21 protein-coding genes and 1 tRNA gene are annotated in these 19,594 nt (G+C 70.7%); 9 read left to right on the forward strand and 13 right to left on the reverse strand.

Features of this window, described 5'->3' with window-relative positions; translation table 11 throughout:
* Window positions 1-17: 17 nt before the first annotated feature.
* From KNO15_RS02830 to polA, 3 genes are read right to left on the reverse strand one after another with little or no spacing between them, the layout of a single operon-like run.
* The gene (locus KNO15_RS02830; protein WP_241701926.1) at window positions 18-1,691 is read right to left on the reverse strand and encodes a DUF885 domain-containing protein; all 1,674 of its coding nucleotides are present in this window, start codon (window positions 1,689-1,691) and stop codon (window positions 18-20) included.
* Entirely contained in the window at window positions 1,642-2,097 is a 456-nt protein-coding gene (locus KNO15_RS02835; RefSeq protein WP_241701928.1) for a hypothetical protein, read from the reverse strand. Before KNO15_RS02835 ends, KNO15_RS02830 begins: the two co-directional genes overlap by 50 nt.
* 32 nt (window positions 2,098-2,129) lie before the next feature.
* On the reverse strand, window positions 2,130-4,802 hold the full coding sequence (gene polA, locus KNO15_RS02840) for a DNA polymerase I (RefSeq protein WP_241701929.1): 2,673 nt from the start codon (window positions 4,800-4,802) through the stop codon (window positions 2,130-2,132).
* Between the two features lie 78 nt (window positions 4,803-4,880).
* Between polA and KNO15_RS02845 the strand changes: the two genes are divergently transcribed.
* The gene (locus KNO15_RS02845) at window positions 4,881-5,285 is read left to right on the forward strand and encodes a hotdog fold thioesterase (protein WP_241701931.1); all 405 of its coding nucleotides are present in this window, start codon (window positions 4,881-4,883) and stop codon (window positions 5,283-5,285) included.
* 82 nt (window positions 5,286-5,367) lie between these two features.
* Here the strand turns inward: KNO15_RS02845 and KNO15_RS02850 are convergent, their stop codons facing one another.
* Complete coding sequence (locus KNO15_RS02850) at window positions 5,368-5,973, reverse strand: ANTAR domain-containing response regulator (RefSeq protein WP_179605811.1); 606 nt, start codon at window positions 5,971-5,973, stop codon at window positions 5,368-5,370.
* 38 nt (window positions 5,974-6,011) lie between these two features.
* On the opposite strand from KNO15_RS02850, the gene KNO15_RS02855 reads away from it, so the two are divergent.
* Window positions 6,012-6,094, forward strand: a tRNA-Leu gene (locus tag KNO15_RS02855).
* Between the two features lie 8 nt (window positions 6,095-6,102).
* Here KNO15_RS02855 and KNO15_RS02860 read toward each other — a convergent pair.
* The 6 genes from KNO15_RS02860 to KNO15_RS02885 all read right to left on the reverse strand — a co-directional run bounded on the left by KNO15_RS02860 (window position 6,103) and on the right by KNO15_RS02885 (window position 9,948).
* Window positions 6,103-6,336 (reverse strand): ferredoxin, encoded by a 234-nt coding sequence (locus KNO15_RS02860; protein ID WP_241701933.1) that lies wholly within the window; start codon window positions 6,334-6,336, stop codon window positions 6,103-6,105.
* On the reverse strand, window positions 6,333-7,544 hold the full coding sequence (locus tag KNO15_RS02865; protein WP_241701934.1) for an NADH-ubiquinone oxidoreductase-F iron-sulfur binding region domain-containing protein: 1,212 nt from the start codon (window positions 7,542-7,544) through the stop codon (window positions 6,333-6,335). Before KNO15_RS02865 ends, KNO15_RS02860 begins: the two co-directional genes overlap by 4 nt.
* The gene (locus KNO15_RS02870) at window positions 7,541-8,101 is read right to left on the reverse strand and encodes a ferric reductase-like transmembrane domain-containing protein (RefSeq protein ID WP_241701936.1); all 561 of its coding nucleotides are present in this window, start codon (window positions 8,099-8,101) and stop codon (window positions 7,541-7,543) included. Before KNO15_RS02870 ends, KNO15_RS02865 begins: the two co-directional genes overlap by 4 nt.
* Window positions 8,098-9,063 (reverse strand): FAD:protein FMN transferase, encoded by a 966-nt coding sequence (locus tag KNO15_RS02875; RefSeq protein WP_241701938.1) that lies wholly within the window; start codon window positions 9,061-9,063, stop codon window positions 8,098-8,100. The genes KNO15_RS02870 and KNO15_RS02875 overlap by 4 nt, the downstream gene beginning before the upstream one ends.
* Window positions 9,041-9,382, reverse strand: a complete 342-nt coding sequence (locus tag KNO15_RS02880; protein ID WP_241701939.1) for a hypothetical protein — start codon at window positions 9,380-9,382, stop codon at window positions 9,041-9,043. Before KNO15_RS02880 ends, KNO15_RS02875 begins: the two co-directional genes overlap by 23 nt.
* Before the next feature lie 65 nt (window positions 9,383-9,447).
* Window positions 9,448-9,948, reverse strand: a complete 501-nt coding sequence (locus KNO15_RS02885) for an FBP domain-containing protein (protein ID WP_241701941.1) — start codon at window positions 9,946-9,948, stop codon at window positions 9,448-9,450.
* 72 nt (window positions 9,949-10,020) lie between these two features.
* Between KNO15_RS02885 and KNO15_RS02890 the strand changes: the two genes are divergently transcribed.
* Window positions 10,021-10,347 carry a thioredoxin family protein gene (locus KNO15_RS02890; RefSeq protein WP_241701942.1) on the forward strand — a complete coding sequence of 109 codons (327 nt, stop codon included), beginning with the start codon at window positions 10,021-10,023 and terminating at the stop codon, window positions 10,345-10,347.
* A gap of 18 nt (window positions 10,348-10,365) precedes the next feature.
* On the opposite strand, the gene KNO15_RS02895 is transcribed toward KNO15_RS02890, so the two are convergent.
* Window positions 10,366-11,190, reverse strand: coding sequence for a hydrolase (locus tag KNO15_RS02895; RefSeq protein WP_241701943.1), 825 nt, complete (start codon window positions 11,188-11,190; stop codon window positions 10,366-10,368).
* A 65-nt stretch (window positions 11,191-11,255) separates the two neighbouring features.
* Here KNO15_RS02895 and KNO15_RS02900 point away from each other — a divergent pair, with 65 nt between their 5' ends.
* The 3 genes from KNO15_RS02900 to KNO15_RS02910 all read left to right on the forward strand — a co-directional run bounded on the left by KNO15_RS02900 (window position 11,256) and on the right by KNO15_RS02910 (window position 14,200).
* Window positions 11,256-12,056 (forward strand): alpha/beta hydrolase, encoded by an 801-nt coding sequence (locus KNO15_RS02900; protein ID WP_241701944.1) that lies wholly within the window; start codon window positions 11,256-11,258, stop codon window positions 12,054-12,056.
* A 55-nt stretch (window positions 12,057-12,111) separates the two neighbouring features.
* Entirely contained in the window at window positions 12,112-13,134 is a 1,023-nt protein-coding gene (locus tag KNO15_RS02905; RefSeq protein WP_241702670.1) for an LLM class flavin-dependent oxidoreductase, read from the forward strand.
* 127 nt (window positions 13,135-13,261) lie between these two features.
* The gene (locus KNO15_RS02910; protein ID WP_241701945.1) at window positions 13,262-14,200 is read left to right on the forward strand and encodes a hypothetical protein; all 939 of its coding nucleotides are present in this window, start codon (window positions 13,262-13,264) and stop codon (window positions 14,198-14,200) included.
* A gap of 7 nt (window positions 14,201-14,207) precedes the next feature.
* Here KNO15_RS02910 and KNO15_RS02915 read toward each other — a convergent pair whose 3' ends face one another.
* Complete coding sequence (locus KNO15_RS02915; RefSeq protein WP_241701947.1) at window positions 14,208-14,672, reverse strand: VOC family protein; 465 nt, start codon at window positions 14,670-14,672, stop codon at window positions 14,208-14,210.
* A gap of 36 nt (window positions 14,673-14,708) precedes the next feature.
* On the opposite strand from KNO15_RS02915, the gene KNO15_RS02920 reads away from it, so the two are divergent.
* The gene (locus KNO15_RS02920; protein ID WP_241701948.1) at window positions 14,709-15,488 is read left to right on the forward strand and encodes an SGNH/GDSL hydrolase family protein; all 780 of its coding nucleotides are present in this window, start codon (window positions 14,709-14,711) and stop codon (window positions 15,486-15,488) included.
* Window positions 15,489-15,500: 12 nt separating this feature from the next.
* Here the strand turns inward: KNO15_RS02920 and KNO15_RS02925 are convergent, their stop codons facing one another.
* Window positions 15,501-17,933 (reverse strand): phosphoketolase family protein, encoded by a 2,433-nt coding sequence (locus KNO15_RS02925; RefSeq protein WP_241701949.1) that lies wholly within the window; start codon window positions 17,931-17,933, stop codon window positions 15,501-15,503.
* A 135-nt stretch (window positions 17,934-18,068) separates the two neighbouring features.
* Here KNO15_RS02925 and KNO15_RS02930 point away from each other — a divergent pair, with 135 nt between their 5' ends.
* Both KNO15_RS02930 and KNO15_RS02935 read left to right on the forward strand, forming a co-directional pair.
* Complete coding sequence (locus tag KNO15_RS02930; protein WP_241701950.1) at window positions 18,069-18,647, forward strand: GNAT family N-acetyltransferase; 579 nt, start codon at window positions 18,069-18,071, stop codon at window positions 18,645-18,647.
* Window positions 18,648-18,695: 48 nt separating this feature from the next.
* Window positions 18,696-19,583 (forward strand): EamA family transporter, encoded by an 888-nt coding sequence (locus KNO15_RS02935; RefSeq protein ID WP_241701952.1) that lies wholly within the window; start codon window positions 18,696-18,698, stop codon window positions 19,581-19,583.
* The last annotated feature ends 11 nt before the right edge of the window (window positions 19,584-19,594 follow it).

Here is a 19,594-nt window from a genome sequence, read left to right on the forward strand (position 1 = left end):
CTTCTGGCAGTCGGCGCTCAGTCGAGCAGCGCCGACTTCAGGGTGTCGAGGCCGACACCGCCGATGTCGAGCGCCCTCTTGTGGAAGGCCTTGATGTCGAACGACGCACCCTCGCGGCGTGCGTACTCGTCGCGCAGCTGCTCCCAGATGCGCTGACCGATCTTGTACGACGGCGCCTGGCCCGGCCAGCCGAGGTAGCGGTTCACCTCGAAGCGCACGAAACCCTCGTTCATGTTGACGTTCTCGCCGAGGAAGCCGAACGCGTAGTCGCCCGTCCACGGGCCGGAGCCGTCGGGCAGCTGCTTCTCGAGGTGCACGCCGATGTCGAGCACCACGCGAGCGGCGCGCATCCGCTGGCCGTCGAGCATCCCGAGCCGGTCGGCCGGGTCGTCGAGGTAGCCCAGCTGCTCCATCAGGCGCTCGGCGTAGAGGGCCCAGCCCTCGGCGTGACCGGAGGTGCCCGCGATGCGGCGCCACGAGTTCAGCTGCGCCTTGTTGTAGGTGGCCTGGGCGATCTGGAGGTGGTGGCCGGGAACGCCCTCGTGGTAGACGGTCGTCAGCTCACGCCAGGTGTCGAACTCGGTCACGCCCTCCGGGACGCTCCACCACATGCGCCCTGCGCGGGCGAAGTCGTCGCTCGGGCCGGTGTAATAGATGCCGCCCTCCTGCGTCGGCGCGATCATGCACTCCAGCCGGCGGATCTCCACCGGGATGTCGAAGTGCGAGCGGCCGAGCTCCTCGATCGCGCGATCGCTGGTCTCCTGCATCCACTTCTGGAGGGCGTCGGTGCCGTGCAGCTTGCGGGAGGCGTCGCCGTCGAGGAACGCGATGGCCTCGCGCACGGTGGCGCCAGGCTTGATCTCGTTCGCGATGGACTCCTGCTCTGCGACCATGCGCGACAGCTCCTCGAGGCCCCACTCGTAGGTCTCGTCGAGGTCGACGGTGGCGCCGAGGAAGTCGCGGGACGCGAGGGCGTACAGCTGGCGGCCGACGGCGTCCTTCTCCGGCGCGTGAGCGGCGAGCTCGTCCTTCAGGAACGACGCGAGCTTCGCGTAGGCCGCGGCGGACTCGGCCGCACCCGACGCCAGGTCGGCCTTCAGCGACGCGGGAAGCTCGGCCTCTCCGGCCTTCGCCGAGCCAGTGAACTCGAAGAAGAACCCGGTGTCGGCGACCTGCTTGTTCGCCTGCGCGAGCACCTCGCGCACCTGGCGGATGGCCGGAACGTTGCCCGCTGCGATGCCGCTGCGGAGGGTCTCGATGTAGCCGTCCATCGCGCCGGGGAGGTTGTGGAGGCGCTTCGCGACGTTCGCCCAGTCGTCCTCGGTGTCGGTCGGCACGAGGTCGAAGATGTCGCGGAGCTCCTGCGCGGGCGAGGCGATCACGTTCAGGTCGCGCTGGCCGAAGCCGGCCTCGTGCTTCTCGATCGTGAGCTCGAGCTCCCGGGAGAGATCCATCTTGGTGACGCGGTCGATGTCGTCGACCGGCTCGGCCCCACGGATCTTCGCGAGGGTCTCACGCACGGCGGCGACGGACTGCTCGGCTCCCGCCGGCGAGTAGTCCGAGTACTCGCCCTCGCGGCCGGGTCGGCCGAGCCAGACGTGGTACTCGGGGTGGAGCTCCAACTGGGTGTCGACCCACTCCTCAGCGATCGTGTCGATCGGAGTCGGTTCGCGCTTCTCTGCGTTCGTCATGATCCGACCCTACCGAGGCCTCGAGCTCGGCGCTCGTCCCGGCGGCGCGCTCGGCCCGTCTGCGCCGCTGCTCGCGGCGGTCGAGCTCGTCTTGGAGTGCGACGAAGAAACGGTGGATCTCGCCGCGGCGACGCGCGAACAGGAACGTCTCGGCGCCCTGCACCTTTCCGACCGCGTCGAACTCGATTCGCGTGTGCGTCGCGTCCACGGGCACGAACCGCAGGTGCGGCTGGAAGAACACCCACCCCGACGCCAACTGCGCGAACGGGTCGAGGATGCTCGTCCCCTGCAGTGCGGCCCGCACGAAGTCGGGCACCTCGCCGAGGGGAACCGGCACCACCTCGCTCGGGATCCGGCGAGGCACGACGGCCTTCTTCTCGTGCCTCCGCGGCTCCAACTCGCCCACGTGGGAAGCGTAGCCCCGCGGGCTCGCGATCGTCAGTGCGCGGCGGCGTCCCAGTTGGCCCCGCGACCGATCTGCACGTCCAGCGGCACGCGGAGGTCGGCCGCGCCGGCCATCCGGGTGCGCACGATCGCCTCGAGTGCGTCCCACTCGCCGGGAGCGACCTCGAAGATGAGCTCGTCGTGCACCTGCAGCAGCATCCGGGACTGCAGCCCGCCGTCGATCAGGTCGCCGGCGATCCCGAGCATCGCGATCTTCATGATGTCGGCCGCCGAGCCCTGGATGGGCGCGTTGAGCGCCTGCCGCTCGGCGTTCTCGCGCAGCACACGGTTGGTGCTCGTCAGGTCGGCGAACGGTCGGCGGCGCCCGAAGATCGTCTCGGTGTAGCCGTCGACCCGCGCGATCTCGACGACGCTGCGCAGGTAGTCGCGCACCGCGCCGAAACGCTCGAAGTAGCCGGCCATCAGGTCGCGCGCCTCCTTCGTCTCGATGCGCAGCTGCTTGGAGAGGCCGAACGGGCTGAGACCGTAGGCGAGGCCGTACGACATCGCCTTGACCTTCGTTCGCATGAGCGGGGTGACGTCTTCCGGTGCGACACCGAAGACACGCGCGCCGACGAACCGGTGGAGGTCCTCCCCCGCGTTGAACGCCTCGATGAGGCCGGGGTCTTCGGAGAGGTGCGCCATGATCCGCATCTCGATCTGCGAGTAGTCCGCGGTCAGCAGCGTCTCGTAGTCGTCGGCGCTGCGGAAGGCCGAGCGGATCTCGCGCCCCTCCTCGGTGCGGATCGGGATGTTCTGGAGGTTGGGGTCGTTCGACGAGATGCGGCCCGTGCTCGTGCCCGTCTGGTCGTACGTCGTGTGGATGCGGTCGTCGGAGGTGACGGACCGCTCCAGCGTCTCGACGATCTGCTTGAGCTTGGTCGCGTCGCGGTGCTGCAGGAGCAGGTCGAGGAACGGGTGCGGGTTGCTCTCCTGGAGGTCGGCCAGCGACTGGGCGTCGGTCGAGTAGCCCGTCTTGGTGGACCGGGTCTTCGGCATCCCGAGCTCGTCGAACAGCACCTGCTGGAGCTGCTTGGGCGACCCGAGGTTCAGCTCGTGCCCGACTTCAGCGTAGGCACGTGCGGCGTAGTCGTTCGCCTTGTCGGTGAGTTCGCCGCGGAGGCGGGCGAGCACGGCCGTGTCGATCGACACCCCGGTGAGCTCCATCTCGGCCAGCACGGCGACGAGCGGCAGCTCGATGTCGTCGAGCACCCGGCGGGTGCCCTCGTCGAGCGCGATCATCTGGCCCTCGGCGACGCGCCGGATGTACCACGCCTCGGTCGCCGGGCTCACGGCGTCGTTGATGGGCACCAGCTGGTTGGGGTCGGAGACAGGAAGGGTCTCGCCGAGCACCTCGTAGACCTGCTCGGCGAGCGACTGCGGCGCGGCGCCCGGCTTGACGAGCCAGGAGGCGATGCGGGTGTCGAACGCCAGGCCGTCGACCACGAAGCCGGCGCGGCTCAGCGCCTTGAACTGCGGCTTGGCGTGGAAGAAGTACTTGGGGGCGCTGCTCGCGATCCACTCCTCGAGCGCCTCGTAGTCGCGACGCCCCGACGCCCACGGAACGTAGACCGTGTCGTCGGCGGCTGCCAGGCCGAAGCCGGTGATCCCGGCAGGGCCGGTCTCCAGCTGCACGGCCACGGCCTGCCCGTCGGCCGAGGCCTTCGCCAGCCAGTTCGCGAGCTCCTCGTCGACCAGGGTGCGCACGACGGGCGCGCTCACGGCGCCCGCGTCGGCCTGCTCGGCGAGCCCTGCGGCGCCGTCGAGGAGGCCCTCCTCTGCCGCGGCCTTCATGAGCCGGTCGAGCAACGTCTTGAACTGGAGGCGCGCGAAGATGTCGCGCACGGCGTTCTCGTTGAGCGGCTTGCGCTCGAGATCGGCCGGCGTGACCTCCAGCTCCACGTCGTCGAGCAGCCTGTTGAGCCGCCGGTTGCGGAGTGCGTTCTCTTTCTGGTCGCGCAGGTTCTGACCCACCACGCCCTTGATCTCGTCGGCGTGCGCGACGATGTTCTCGACCGTGCCGTACTGCTGCACCCACTTGACGGCGGTCTTCTCGCCGACCTTGTCGATGCCGATGAGGTTGTCGCTGGTCTCGCCCACCAATGCGGCGATCTCCGGGTACTGGTGGGGCTCGACGCCGTAGCGCTCGCGGACCGCCGCCGGGTCGTAGATCTTCAGCTCGGAGACGCCGCGGACGTTCGGGTAGAGCAGGGTCACGTCGTCGTTGACGAGCTGCAGGGTGTCGCGGTCGCCGGAGACGAGGAGGACGCGGTAGCCCTGCTCCGCACCCTGGCGGGCGAGGGTGGCGAGGATGTCGTCGGCCTCGAAGTCTTCTTTGGCGATGGTGGTGATGTTCATCGCGTGCAGGGCCTCCTGCAGCAGCGGGATCTGCCCGACGAACTCGGACGGGGTCTCGCTGCGGGTGCCCTTGTACTCCGGGTACTCGCGCGTGCGGAACGAGTAGCGCGAGATGTCGAACGCGACGGCGATGTGCGTCGGGCGCTGCTGCTGGAGCAGGTTGATCAGCATCGCGATGAAGCCGTGGATGCCGTTCGTGTGCTGGCCCTCACGGTTGACGAAACTGTCGACGGGCAACGCGTAGAAGGCCCGGAATGCCAGCGAATGGCCGTCGATGACGAGGAGGGTAGGCTTTTCGGAGTCTGACACCAGGCAAGCGTACAAGGGGCCGGTGACACTCTCAGACGACCGCCCACCACCCCACCGACGACCCGGGAGAGGCCGCAGATGACCGAGGACGCGCTGGCGTACGTGAAGCAGCGGGGCCTCGGCGCCCTGGCCGACAAGATGGGCATCGAGATCGTGGAGTTCAGCGTCGAGCGCTCGGTCGCACGCATGCCCGTGCTCGGCAACACGCAGCCGGCCGACCTCCTGCACGGTGGCGCCTATGTGGTGCTCGGCGAGTCCCTCGGATCGATGTCGGCGAACCTCTACGCAGGCGAAGGCCGCCTGGCGGTCGGGATCGAGATCAACGCCTCGCACACGCGCTCGGCGACCAGCGGCTACGTGACCGGTGTCTGCACGCCCATCCACCTCGGCCGCACCCTCACGACGCACGAGATCAGCGTGACCGACGACCAGGGCCGTCGCTGCTCGACCATCCGCATCACGAACCTGATCAAGGACCTGTAGCCCACAATCGCTTCCTCACTTTCTCCCGCCCCCGCACGGCGTGTTGCGGGAGAAACTGAGGAACGGATGGCTGCCCGGGCGCCTACTTCTTGGGTGCGAGCTGCTCGATGATCGCCTGGGCGACGTCGTGCATGGTGAGGCGGCGGTCCATCGACGCCTTCTGGATCCAGCGGAAGGCGTCCGGCTCGCTGAGGCCCATCTTCTCGTTGAGGAGGCCCTTGGCGCGGTCGACCAGCTTGCGCGTCTCGAAGCGTTGGACCATGTCGGAGACCTCGGCCTCGAGCGCGATGATCTGCTGGTAGCGGGCCAGGGCGATCTCGATCGCCGGCAGGAGGTCGTTGGGCGTGAACGGCTTGACGACGTAGGCCAGCGCTCCGGCCTCTGTCGCGCGCTCGACGAGCTCCTTCTGGCTGAAGGCGGTCAGCAGCACGACCGGGGCGATGTGGTTCTTGGAGAGGCGCTCGGCCGCCGAGATGCCGTCGAGCTGAGGCATCTTGACGTCCATCACGACCAGGTCGGGCCGCAGCTCGGTGGCGAGCGCGACGGCGGTCTCGCCGTCTCCGGCCTCGCCGACGACCTCGAAACCGTTGTCGCGCAGAGTCTCGACGATGTCGAGCCGGATGAGCGACTCGTCCTCCGCGACGACGACTCGGCGGGGTGCGGTGGGGGTGGTCTCCTGGTCAGTCACGGGTAAAAGCCTACGGTATTCTTCAGGTGTTGTTGTGCGCCGCTGTGGCGGAATGGCAGACGCGGAGCACTCAAAATGCTTTGTCCGGAAGGGCGTGTGGGTTCGAGTCCCACCAGCGGCACAACCGATTCAGGGGCGCGGGCGCAGGCGCAGAGCCAGCACGGGGCATAGTGCAACGGCGTCCTCCGCGGCCTCCAGCTGATCGTCGCGCACCGGGATGTCGGAACGCGAGGACGCCGGCACTCCGACGGCGAACGGGTAGCCCCACTCGTCGCGGGTGATCGTCCCGTCCAGGAGCTCGGCGCACAGCCCACGGCCGTCGCAGCGGGTCCAGTCGACGTGGAGGCTGTGGTGCGCGCTCACCGGATGCTCCTCACGCAGCGTCCTTCGGCGTGCGCGTGGACGTCGCGCGCGAACACCCGCAGCGCGCTCCTGGCCAGGCGGGCGGCGCCGTCGGGATGGTGGCACGCCCCGCGGCCGTCCACGGCCTCGGCCAGGCGTGCCGCCTCTGCAGCGGCCTGCGGGGTGAGTCGTCCCGCTGCCAGATCGGCGAACCTGGCCGCCAGCGCAGGAAGGCCGAACAGGCACGGTCCGCACTGGCCCGCGGAGGCCTCCGCCAGCTCGGCGACGATGCGGGCGGTCACCGCGAGCCCGCAGCGCTGAGCGCCGAGCACGTGCACGACGCCCGCGCCGGCGCGGTCGCCGGGCGGCGCGGTCGTCTCGCCCGCGGTGATCCACTGGCCGTGGTAGCCGCCCAAAAGCACGCCGGAGGCCAACCGGGCCTCGCCGCCCGCCCGGGCGACGACGGACGCGACGTCGAGGTCGGTCGGCACCTCGAAGACGCCCTCGGCGGCCACGTCGCCGGTGACGGTGACGAGCCGCGTCCCCGGTTGCGTCGGATCGCCCACGGCGCGGAACCAGTCGCCTCCGTAGCGTTCGACCAGCGCCAGCTGCGCAAGCGTCTCGACGTTGTGGACGAGTGTCGGACGCCTGTCGAGGCCGGACTCGGTCAGCCGCCGGACGCGGTCGACGGGCAGCGCGACGCCGTTCTGGATCGCGTTGACGACCGCGGTCGCCTCTCCCGCGATGAAGCGGTCGTCCGCTTCGAACAGCTCGACGCCTCCCGCGTCGGAGCGCTCGGCGATCGCCGCCGCGACGGGCGCGACCGAGCGACGGTCGAGGTACAGGATCGTCCGGCGAGCGCCGAGGGCGGCCGAGACGGTCAGGAGCCCATCGAGCACCAGGTGCGGCGCGTTGGCGAGCAGGACCGCATCTTTCCAGCTCCACGGCTCCCCCTCCGAACCGTTGCCGATGATGACGGGCGCACGCCGCCCGACGGCCGCCGCGAGCTTGCGATGCACCGGGAACGCGGCTCCGCCGCGACCGGTCAGCCCCGATCGCTGGAGCTCGCCCAGCAGCTCATCCCTGCTGAGCGCGCGGCGCGGTCCGAATGCGGCCGTGTGCGCCCTCGACGTCGCCGCGCGCCCTGCGGCGAACACGCGGGGCGGGATCACTCCGGCCGACGGGCCGGGGAGGCCCCCGGCCGGCTGGTCGTCCACGGTCGTGGTCATGACGACTCCCCTCGGCGCGCGCGAGCGCTCTCGATGAACCCGGCGGACAGCCGCCAGAAGACGGCCGCGAGCACGAACAGCACGCACGCTCCGGCGAGCAGCAGCATCCAGGTCGCTGTGCCGTCGGTGCCGTCGCCGACCGTGTGCGCCACGGCCACCGGCCACATGACGTAGCTCAGCCAGTGCACGGCCTTGAAGACGCGCAGGCCGAGACGCCGCCGCAGCAGAGCAGTGATCGTCACCGCGATCAGGAGGTCGACGGCGACGGTTCCCAGTCCGAGCCAGAACGGCTGACGCACACCCAGGAACGGCACCAGTACGTCCGTCAGCGTGAGCTTCGCGTAGCTGTCGAGCAGCAGCGTCCCGATGTGCAGCACCAGGAAGACCACCGCGAGGAGCGAGACGTTCCTGTGGACCAATGTCACGGAGAAGCGCGGGAGGCCGGGCAGCGGGCGACCGGACCTGGCCACGATGCCGAGCCACAGCGACACCGTCAGCAGGAGCAGCGCGACGACGCCGGAGGAGCGTCCGACGGCCCAGAGGATGTCGTCGGTCATCGGTCCACCTCCGCCGGGTCGGCGGGCCACCTGCCCGTTGTGACGATCGAGCCGTCGCGGGCGACGAGTCGCGCGTCGGCTCCACGCTCCCGCAGCCAGGACGGCGCCCGCAGCCCGCGCACGACCGCCGCCGTGCTGAGGGTGTTCGCGCGCACGCAGTCGGAGGCGGCCACGGTGACCGTCCGCCAGACCTCCTCGGCGGGCAGCCCGAACCGCGGATCGAGGATGTGATGGCGCGTACGCCCGTCGCTGCGCCACCGCCTCTTCTGCGTGCTGGAGGTCGCGACACCTCCGCCGCTCGGAATCGCGACCTGCTGGGCGGGGTCGCCGGGGAGATCCTGCACCAGCACCTCCCACAACCGACCGCCGTGCCCCGCTGTGGCGAGATCGCCGCCGAGCTCGACGAGAACGTCGGAACCCGTCTCCGCGGCGATGCGCGCCGCGATCCGGTCGGCGGAGTGCGCCTTGGCGGTCGCGCCGAGGTCGAGCCGGAGGTCGCCGGGGAGCGAGAGCACACGCCCGTCGAGCGCGATGCGCGGCCATCCCGGACGCCTGCGTGCCGCGCTGGCCGTCATGCCCACCGCGGTCTGGCCGTCCAGCGGGAGGGTCGCGAAGTCCCGGTCGTACCCCAGGCGGTCGAGGTCGCCGCCGAGGGTGGGATCGACATCGCCGTCGGTGTCGGCGGCCGCGGCGAGCGCGATCGCCACGAACTCGGCGAGCAGCGGGCTGAGCTCGATCCCTCCGTCACGCCCCGCCGCGGCGTTGACGCGGGAGAGCTCGCTGTCGGTGAAGCGCGAGCAGGCCGTGGTGATCGCGGCGAGCTCGACCTCCGCGATCCGGAGGGCGTCTGCGAGCGCGTCGGGATCGGTCACGACGATGCGCCCGGTGAGCCCCCAGACGGAGAACTCCCTGCTCGCCCCCACCGGAGTGGCCGGACGGTCAGGATCCGCCGGAGCGCCCACTGAACCCACCTCCCTGGCTCTGCTGAACGCCGCTGCCGGAGTCGGTCCCGCTGCTGCTGCCGCTGCTGCCGCTACTGCTGCCGGTGCTGCCGGACCCCGACGAGGTGCTCCCCGTGCCGGTCGAGGCCGTCCCCGACGTCGTGGAGGTCGTCCCGGCGAAGAGGAGACCCGAGAGGATCCCGGTGACCGCGAGGCTCCCGATCCCGATCGCCGTCGTGATGCCGACGGCCGCGCGCCGCCCTGCCGATCGCCTGTCCATGTCGTGGGCCTCCATCCCGTCGTCCGCTGATTCCAGCGTGCTCGGGGATTCTTTCCGCATCCTTAATCCGGATGGGAGGGGCCTGACGGAAGGGTATGGATCGGCTATGACCCGGGAAGTCGGCCCTAGATGCGGGCGCCGACCACCGCCTGGGCGAAGCGGCGGACGCGCTCGCCGAGGCCAGCGATCTGATCGTCGACGACCCGGTCGGCATCGAAGCCGACATAGTGCGTGGGAGGTGTGCGGCGCACATTCTCAGTGCACTCGAACGACCCGCAGACGAGAGCTCCGACCGTGTCGCCCTTGCGGCCCGCCTCGCCGGCGCGCCGCGCAGACCAGAAGTAGACGTCACGGACCAGATGCACGTCCTGGCACCACCCGCACATCGTCGGCTGGTGGGAGCGCATGGAGGCCTCCGACGCGCGCAGCACGATGCCCACCGCACCGCTCTCGGTCGGGATGACCACGTAGCCGCGCTGCGGTAGGCGCGGGTCGCGCCAGCCGAGGTACTCGCGGCGCGCCCAGTCGACCTCGTGCAGTCCGGGGGGAAGCGGCAGCTCCGCGGCATCGGCGCGCGAGCAGTTCACGAACGACTCGCGGATCTCCTGCGGGGTCAGGCTCTCCATGGGCACCTCCTGCGTCCCATGCTCGCACAGCTGCTTGACCTTGACCCCGGGGGCACGGCTTAGCCTCACGGCATGAGCACACTCGCCAGCGTCACCGACGCCTCCTTCGCCTCCGACGTCCTCGACGCGGAGGGCACCACCCTCGTCGAGTTCTGGGCCCCGTGGTGCGGGCCGTGCCGCGCCGTCACGCCGATCCTGGAGCGCATCGCGGACGAGCACCCCGACCGCATCCGCATCGTGCGGATCAACGCCGACGAGAACCCGCGAGCGTCCGCCGAGTATCACGCGCTGTCGCTGCCGATGATGAAGGTCTTCCAGGACGGGCAGGTCGTCAAGACCCTCGTCGGCGCCAAGCCCAAGCCCGCCATGGAGTTCGAGCTGGCCGCCTTCCTCGGCTGATGCCCGGGTCGGCGCGCGTCAGGTGAGGTGGTCGAAAGCGCCCCCGACCCACCCGATGTAACGCTCGGCCGAACGCAGCACGGCCTCCCGCGCATCCACCGGCACGACGTTGCCCAGGTTGCCGTACATCCGGTCGAACGGACGCTCGCACACCCGGTCGGCCACCCGGCGCACCACCGCGGCCGACAGCGGGATGTCGTTCGGGAAGCTGCGTTGGAAGGTCACCCACTTCTGCGACGGCCCCGGGAACACCGTGTCGCCGCTCAGGACGACGCCGCGGTCCCAGTGCACGACGGCGCTGCCGGGGAAATGCCCACCGATCGTGCGCAGGAGGACGCCGGGCAGCACCTCCTCTTCGCCGCTCCAGGTCTGGATGGCGGGATCCTCCCGCTGCACCCAGTGCCGGTCGGCCTCGTTCACGAGCACCGGGACGCCGCCGAGCATGCGCGACCACGAGGTCTGCGCGCCGAACATGTGCGGGTGGCTGCTGGCGATCACGGCGGCTCCCCCGAGGTCCTGCACGGCGGCGGCCACTGCCTCGTCCACGTAGCCGGTGGGATCCCAGAGCAGATTGCCGTCGGGCGTGCACAGCAGCATGGCGCGCTGGCCGATGCCCACCTTCGGCTCGCTGCTCAGCCCGTAGAGGCCGGGCTCGAGCCGGCTCACGGTCACACGCTCACCCTCCCGCTGAAGCCGCTGGAGGGTCGTCCAGCGCTGTCCCCCCGGCGGCACGTACTGGCGCTCGTCCTCGCAGATCGGGCACGACGGCGGGGGTTCCTCGCCCCTCGTCGTCACGATCGGTGTCGTCTCGACGGCGCACGTCGCGCACAACCAGTCGGCCATGCGCGTCACGCTACCCTCCGTCGACGTCTAGCCGCACGGTCCCCCGGAGCATTACGGTGTGGGCCATGGCGAATCAACCCGTGCTCTTCATCCACGGCCTCTGGCTCCATGCCAGCAGCTGGCAGCCCTGGATCGACCTCTTCGCGGCGGAGGGCTACGCTCCCGTCGCTCCCCTGTGGCCCGGCGAGAAGGACACCGTGGCCGATACCCGGGCGCACCCGGACGACGTCGCGAACTACGGCATCGACGAAGTGACCGCGCACTTCGCGGAGATCATCGAGGCGATGGACACGCCTCCGGTGATCATCGGGCACTCGTTCGGCGGCCTCATCACCGAGAAGCTGATCGGCCAGGGCTACGGCAACGCCGGGGTCGCGATCGACCCCGCACAGATCAAGGGCGTGCTGCCGCTGCCGTTCCGCCAGCTGAAGTCGTCGTTCCCGGTGCTCGGCAACCCCGCCAACATCCACAAGCCGATCGCCCTCACCGAGGAGCAGTTCAGGTTCGGTTTCGCCAACCAGCTGACCGCCGACGAGGCGAAGGAGCTCTACGACCGCTGGACCGTCCCGTCGACCGTCCGACCGATCTTCCAGGCGGCGGGAGCCAACTTCAGCGTGCACTCGCAGGCCGCCGTCGACACGAAGAACGAGGATCGCGGTCCGCTGCTCCTCATCGCGGGCGGCGAGGACAACACGGTTCCGGAGGTCACGACGGACGCCACGCTCAAGCTGTACCGCGACTCGAACGCGGTGACCGAGCTGATCACGTTCAAGGACCGCGGTCACTCGCTCGTGATCGACCACGGCTGGCGTGACGTCGCGACGGAGGTCCTGGTGTGGCTCGGGCAGCAGGGGCTCCAGGACTGAGCGGCGCCGCTGCGCCCGGTCGCGGAATACCGCGCGCCACCGACGCCTTGCCTCCATCGTGAAACGCATCGGCTTCCTCTCCTTCGGTCACTACCAGGCCGTCCCCGGTTCCGTCGTCCGGACGGCCGGCGACGCCCTCCTCCAGACGGTGGAGCTCGCCGTCGCGGCCGAGGAGGTGGGAGCGGACGGCGCGTACGTGCGCGTGCACCACTTCGCACCGCAGCTGGCCTCGCCGTTCCCGCTCCTCGCCGCGATCGGCGCGCGCACGTCACGCATCGAGATCGGCACCGGCGTCATCGACATGCGGTACCAGAACCCGCTCTACACCGCAGAGGAGGCCGCGTCCGCCGACCTGATCAGCGGCGAGCGCCTCCAGCTCGGCGTGAGCCGGGGGTCACCGGAGACCGCCCTCGCCGGCTACGAGTCGTTCGGGTACGTGCCGGGCGACGGCGAGTCGGACGCCGACCTCGCCCGACGTCACACCGCGATCTTCCGGGCGGCGATCGCGGGCGAGGCGATGGCGAACGCCGACCCGCGGATGACCGGCAGCTCCGGCGGGCTCTCGATCCAGCCGCTGTCTCCCACGCTGCCCGACCGGATCTGGTGGGGCGCGGGCACGCGCGCGAGCGCGGAGTGGACGGCCGAGCAGGGCATGAACCTGATGTCGTCGACCCTGCTCACCGAGGACACCGGCGTCCCGTTCGACCAGCTGCAGGCGGAGCAGATCCAGCGCTTCCGCGACACCTGGGCCGAGATGGGATGGGAGCGCGAGCCCCGGGTGAGCGTGAGCCGCAGCATCATCCCGATCACGGACGACGCGTCGTACCGGTACTTCGGCGCCCGCGCGCAGGTGGAGGGCCGCGACCAGGTCGGCCACCTCGACGGCGGTCTCGCCCGTTTCGGCCGCTCGTACATCGGTGAACCGGAGAAGCTCGTCGCCGAGCTCGCCGCCGACGAGGCGCTCCGGATGGCGGACACCGTGCTCGTGACGGTGCCGAACCAGCTCGGCGTCGAGTTCAACGCGCGGCTGCTGGAGGGTGTCGTCGCGGTCGGGCGGGAGCTCGGCTGGCGGGACTGAGCAGCCGTGTACCCCGAACGCGGTTCTGTCCCCCACCGCTGGATATGAGAATATTGCCTGGCGGTACACCCGAATTCCGCAGCACAGACCGTGACGGAACCGTCCGGTCCCATGGAAGGGGTGTGCTTTGCGAATTCGACGATCGGGTGCGGGGATCCTTGCGGCCGGGATGGCGTTCCTGTTCGGTGTCGCCGGCCTCGGAGCGACAGCCGCTCCCGCGGGCGCTGTGACCCTCACCGGAGGCTCCACCCCCTCGGCCATCACCGGGATGTGGGCCTGGGGCAACCCCATCGACCCGTCCGTCGACGCCAGGGGCGACGGCCAGCCGGCGTTCGAGCCGAAGGCTCTGGCCGCGTTCGCGTCGGCGCACAAGCTGCGCACGGTCTACCTCTCGGTGCCGTGGGCCGCCGACCAGGGTCCGTTCCCGTCCTGGCTGCGCTCGGCTGTCAAGGCCCTGCACGGCGCCGGCGTCACGACGGTCGCAGCGCTCGGCGGCGATCCCGCGTGGTCGCAGCAGCCCGACCTCGCCGCGACGTGGACGACCGCGGCTCTGAAGGCCGCGCCGTTCGACGCGATCCAGTTCGACGTCGAGCCGTGGGTCGGCGCCACCGACGACCAGCTTCCGGGGATCGTCTCCCAGCTCGCCACGATGTACGACACGGCGGCGACGGCGGCCGGCTCCGTCCCGGTCGGCGCCGATCTGCCGTGGTGGCTCGCTGCCAAGCCCGCCGGCGACGGCTCGACCCTCTTCGACACGCTGCTCCCGCACCTGCGCTCCGTCGCGATCGTCGCGTTCTCCGACCACGCCGCGGGCGACGACGGCATCATCGCCCTCGCCCGGCCCGCCGCGACGGCCGCAGCAGCGGCACGCCTGCCGTACAGCATCGGCGTCGAGACCGACGACCCCCAGGTCGCCGGCGGCCCTGGCGCCACCTTCGGCGACGACACCGCGGCGGCGCTGGAGGCGCAGACCGCGCTGGTGCGCTCGGCGTTCGGCGGCACCCGCGGCTACGCGGGCGTCACCGTCGAGCACCTGCTGTCGTGGCAGGCCCTCCTGGCCCGCTGAGACGCGGTCAGTCGCTCGCGTCGGCGGCGGCGTACAGCGCGGCGATGTCGAGCTTGCCCATGGTCATCATCGCGGCGTTCGCCCGGCCGGCCCGCGCGGGATCGGGGTCCTGCTGCAGCTCGAGCAGCGCGCGTGGGACAACCTGCCAGCTCAGGCCCCAGCGGTCCGTGCACCACCCGCACGGCCCCGGCTCGCCGCCACCGGAGACGAGACCGTCCCAGAGCCGGTCGACCTCCTCCTGATCCTCACAGAGCACCATGATGGAGGCCGCCTCGGTGAAGCGGTAGAGCGGGCCGCCGTCCAGCGCCAGATACTCGATCCCGCCGAGCTCGAACGTCACGAGCACGGTCGCGCCGTCCTCACCCAGTCGCGCGACGCTGACGATGCGCGAGTCGGGCACCAGAGAGACGTAGTGGTTCGCGGCCGCTTCCGCCTCCCCGTCGTACCAGAGGAATGTCCTGACCTTCTGCATGCCGGTCATGGTACGCGGCGGCGGTAGCGTAGCGGGATGGTGTTCACGAGTTTCATCGCCATCGGCGACAGCTTCACCGAGGGCGTCGGCGACGACCTCCCCGACGGCCGCCAGCGCGGCTGGGCCGACTTCGTGGCCCTGGGACTCGCGCAGGCGGCCGCGGAGCCCGTGCGCTACGCGAACCTCGCCATCCGCGGGCGCAAGCTGACGCCCATCCTCACGGAGCAGCTCGAACCGGCGATCGCGCAGCATCCGCAGCTCGTCAGCCTCAACGGCGGCGGGAACGACATCATGCGCCCGCGCGTGACCATCGACTCGGTGGCCCACCAGCTGATCGACGCGGCTGACCGGGTGGCGGCCTCCGGCAGCAGGATGCTGCTCCTCAGCGGAGCGAACCCCAGCAGGCACCTGCCGATGGGCGGACTGCTGCGCAAGCGCGGCGACGAGCTCGCCGTCGCGGTCCGAGACCTGCTGCCGCGCGACGGGGTGCTCTTCGTGGACAACTGGGCGGACGAGTCCCTGGAAGACCTGCGCTACTGGTCGGCCGACCGCCTGCACCTGAACGCCCTCGGTCACGCACGCGTCGCCGGCAACGTCCTGACGGCGCTCGACGTGCCGGTCCCTGCCGAGTGGGGCGTCGCTGAAGTGGAGGCCGCCCCGGCCGGCGCGCCGTCCCGCCGCACCGCGGACTACTACCGGCGCTACGTGCTCCCGTGGATCGGCCGCCGGCTCACCGGGCGTTCCTCCGGCGACGGTCGCACCGCCAAGATTCCCGAGCTCACCGTGGTCGATCCCACCTCCGCGCAGCCGCTCTGACGCCGAGGGGCGTCAGTCGTTGTCGCCCCCGGTGGTGTCGATGCGGGTGGACCGCGTGCCTCCGCCCCAGCGCCACTCGGCGACCTCCGGGATGTCCTCGCCGTGCTCACGGGTGTACTGACGGGCGCGCAGTCGCGCGTCCACCATCTCCTGACGGAAGCCGGCCTCCCTCGCCGCCAGTCCCGGCACCCGGTCGAGCACGTCCATCACGAGGTGGTAGCGGTCGAGGTCGTTGAGCATGACCATGTCGAAGGGCGTGGTGGTCGTGCCCTCCTCCTTGTAGCCGCGCACGTGGAGGTTGTCGTGACCGGCCCGGCGGTAGGTCAGCCGGTGGACGAGCCACGGATAGCCGTGGTAGGCGAAGATCACCGGCTTGTCGACCGTGAACAGCGCATCGTACTCGTGGTCGCTCAGCCCGTGCGGGTGCTCGCCCTCGCTCTGCAGCCGCATCAGGTCGACGACGTTCACCACCCGTACGGCGAGGTCCGGCAGCCGTCGACGCAGGATGTCCGCGGCGGCGAGCACCTCCAGCGTCGGGATGTCGCCCGCGCAGCCGAGCACGACGTCCGGCTCCTCACCGTCGCGCTCGGTGCCCGCCCACTCGAAGATCCCGATGCCGCGCGTGCAGTGCGCGATGGCGTCGGCCATGTTCAGCCAGTTGGGTGCCGGCTGCTTGCCCGCCACCACGACGTTGACGTAGTCGACCGAGCGCAGGCAGTGATCGTAGGTCGACAGCAGGGTGTTCGCGTCGAACGGCAGATAGACCCGCACGATGTCGGCCTTCTTGTTGACGACGTGGTCGATGAACCCGGGGTCCTGGTGCGACGCGCCGTTGTGGTCCTGTCGCCAGACGTGCGAGCTGAGCAGGTAGTTCAGCGATGCGACCGGCCGCCGCCACGCGATGGCGCGCGAGCTCTTGAGCCACTTGGCGTGCTGGTTGAACATCGAGTCGACGATGTGGATGAACGCCTCGTACGAGGTCAGCACCCCGTGCCGCCCGGTCAGCAGGTAGCCCTCGAGCCAGCCCTGGCACTGGTGCTCGCTCAGCACCTCCATCACCCGCCCGCTCGGCACCAGATGATTGTCGGAGTCGATCGGCCGGTACTCGGCGTTCCACTGCTTGCCGGTGACCTCGTAGACGTCCTGCAGCCGGTTGGAGGCCGTCTCGTCCGGCGCGAACAGCCGGAAGTCGACGGGGTTCTCCGCCATGACATCGCGCAGCCAGCCGCCGAGCACCCGGGTCGCCTCGGCGACCGTCTCCCCCGGCGCCGGAACGTCGACGGCGTAGTCGCGGAAGTCGGGCAGGCGCAGGTCCTTGCGCAGCAGCCCGCCGTTCGCCGCCGGGTTGGCGCTCATCCGACGTGCGCCCTCCGGCGCGAGACCGGCGACGAGGTCGACGGGGGCGCCGGAGTCGTCGAACAGCTCCTCCGGCCGGTACGACTGCAGCCAGCTCTCCAGGAGTCGCGTGTGCGCCTCGGTGTCGCGCGCGTCGGCGAGCGGCACCTGGTGGGAGCGCCAGTTGTTCTCGGCGGGATGGCCGTCGATCTCGGCAGGACAGGTCCAGCCCTTCGGGGTGCGGAGGATGAGCATGGGCCACGCGGGCCGGTCGACGAGATCTCCGGCCGCTGCGGCCGCCTTGATCTCGGCGATCCGGTCGAGGATCTCGTCCAGCGTCGCCGCCATCCGCTTGTGCACCTCGCGCGGGTCCTCGCCGTCGAAGCCGCCGGAGACCAGGTACGGGGTGTAGCCGTAGCCGCGCATCAGCTCGAACAGCTCGCTCTCCGGGATGCGCGCCAGCACGGTCGGGTTCGCGATCTTGTACCCGTTGAGGTGCAGGATCGGCAGCACGACGCCGTCGCTCTTCGGATTCAGGAACTTGTTCGAGTGCCAGGCCGTCGCGAGCGGCCCGGTCTCCGCCTCCCCGTCGCCGACGACGGCTGCCACCAGGAGACCGGGATTGTCGAACGCGGCACCGTAGGCGTGCGAGAGCGCGTAGCCGAGCTCGCCGCCCTCGTGGATGCTGCCGGGGGTCTCCGGCGCGGCGTGCGACGGGATGCCGCCCGGGAACGAGAACTGCCGGAACAGCCGGCGCAGGCCGTCCTCGCTGCGGTCGATCGCGCTGTAGACCTCGCTGTAGGTGCCGTCCAGGTAGGCGCCTGCGACGACGCCGGGTCCGCCGTGTCCGGGCCCGGCGACGAACAGGGTGTCCAGATCGCGCTGCCTGATCGCGCGGTTGAGGTGCGCGTAGACGAAGTTGAGACCGGGGGTGGTGCCCCAGTGCCCCAGCAGCCGCGGCTTGATGTCGTCGCGCGAGAGCGGACGACGCAGCAGCGGATTGTCGAGGAGGTAGATCTGCCCGACGGAGAGGTAGTTGGCGGCGCGCCACCACGCGTCCAGCTGATCGAGTTCGCCGGTGGAAAGAGGGGCTGGGGAGAGGTCGCTCACCCGGGAATCCTACGAGCACGATGGCGCGCCGTCGAGGGGCACGTCGTCGCCCGTATCCGAGCGTTCAGCGGGCGTTTACGTGCCCCTCGCGGTGAAAACGAGGCGGATGTCGGGAGGGCGCGATACGTTCGGGGCATGACGGACGAGGTGGTCACGGAATCGGTCGACGCGTCGACCTGGAGCGAACTGCAGACGGTCTTCGGCGCGAAAGGCGACGCGTCGAGCTGCTGGTGCCAGTGGTTCAAGCTGAGCCGCGCCGACTGGGACGCCGCCACACGCGAGCAGACCGAGGCTCTGCTGCACGCGCAGGTGCAGGACGGATCGCCCGGGGTGATCGCCCGCATCGACGGCGAGCCGGTCGGCTGGGCGGCGGTCGAGCCGTTCTCCGCCTACCCGGCGCTGGCGCGGTCGCCGATCACGCGGCGCACGGAGGGTGACCCCGACGATGTCTGGGCGGTGACCTGCTTCGTGGTCCGACCGGAGTACCGCAAGCGCGGCATCGCACGTGCCCTCCTCGCCGGAGCGGTCGAGCACGCCCGCGAGCGGGGCGCGACCATCGTCGAGGGCTACCCGGTCGACCCGGAGGTCCGGCCCTCGCTGTCCGCCGCAGAGCGCTATCACGGCACGGTCTCACTGTTCGGCGACGGCGGCTTCGAGGTCGTGCGCCGACCCAGCGCGACGCGCGCGGTCATGCGGCGCGAGTTGCGCGTCTGACGGGTCGCGGGGCATCGGGCGCGGCCCGCGAGGCTCTAAGCTCGACCAGTGAGCTCGCAGCGCAACCGGGTCGTCGTCGGGGCCGGCACCCAAGTCGCCACCGAGGTCAGCATCAACTTCGGCTCGTCCGTGGCCGGCCTGCTCATCCCGATCGTCGGCTCCCTCGTCGTCGTCGCCGTCCGCCAGGTCGTGACGGCCGTCTGCATCCTGCCGTTCTACCGCCCGCGGCGTGCCGAGCTCACCTGGCGCCGGCTCTGGCCGGCTCTCGCGCTCGGCGTCGTGCTCGCGGCGATGAACCTGAGCTTCTACGAGGCGGTGGGGCGGCTCGGCCTCGGGATCGCCGCCACCATCGAGTTCCTCGGACCGTTCGCGCTCGCGCTGGCCGGATCGCGTCGGCTGCTCGACGCAGCGTGCGCCGTCGCCGCGGCAGGCGGGGTCGTGCTGCTCACCGCGACGGAGGGCGCGATCGACCCGATCGGCGTCGTGCTCGCGCTCACGGCCGCGGCGTCGTGGGCGGCCTACATCCTGCTGACACGGAGGGTGGCCACGCGACTACCGGGTCTCGAAGGACTGAGCGTCGCGAGCGTCGTCGCAACGGCGCTCACGGTCCCCCTCGCCCTGATCGTGATCGACTACTCGCGCATCGACTGGCGCGTGGCCGGCCTGCTCCTGACGGCCGGGATCCTGTCCTCCGCTGTGCCGTACAGCCTCGACACCTTCATCCTGCGACGGATCACGCCACGGCTCTATGCGGTCATCACCTCGTTCGGCCCCGTGATCGCGACCCTCTTCGGAGTCCTGGTGCTCGGCGAGCACTTCGCGCTCGTGCAGGTCGTGGGCATCGTCGTCGTCTGCGTGGCAGCGGGCGTCAGCATCGCCACGCAGCGCGGACATCCCCGGTCCGACCTCGAGGCGACGGCCGAGACCATCCCCTAGCCGGCTCTCCA

The sequence above is a fragment of the Leifsonia shinshuensis genome (assembly GCF_022606355.1).
GTDB lineage: Bacteria > Actinomycetota > Actinomycetes > Actinomycetales > Microbacteriaceae > Leifsonia > Leifsonia shinshuensis_B.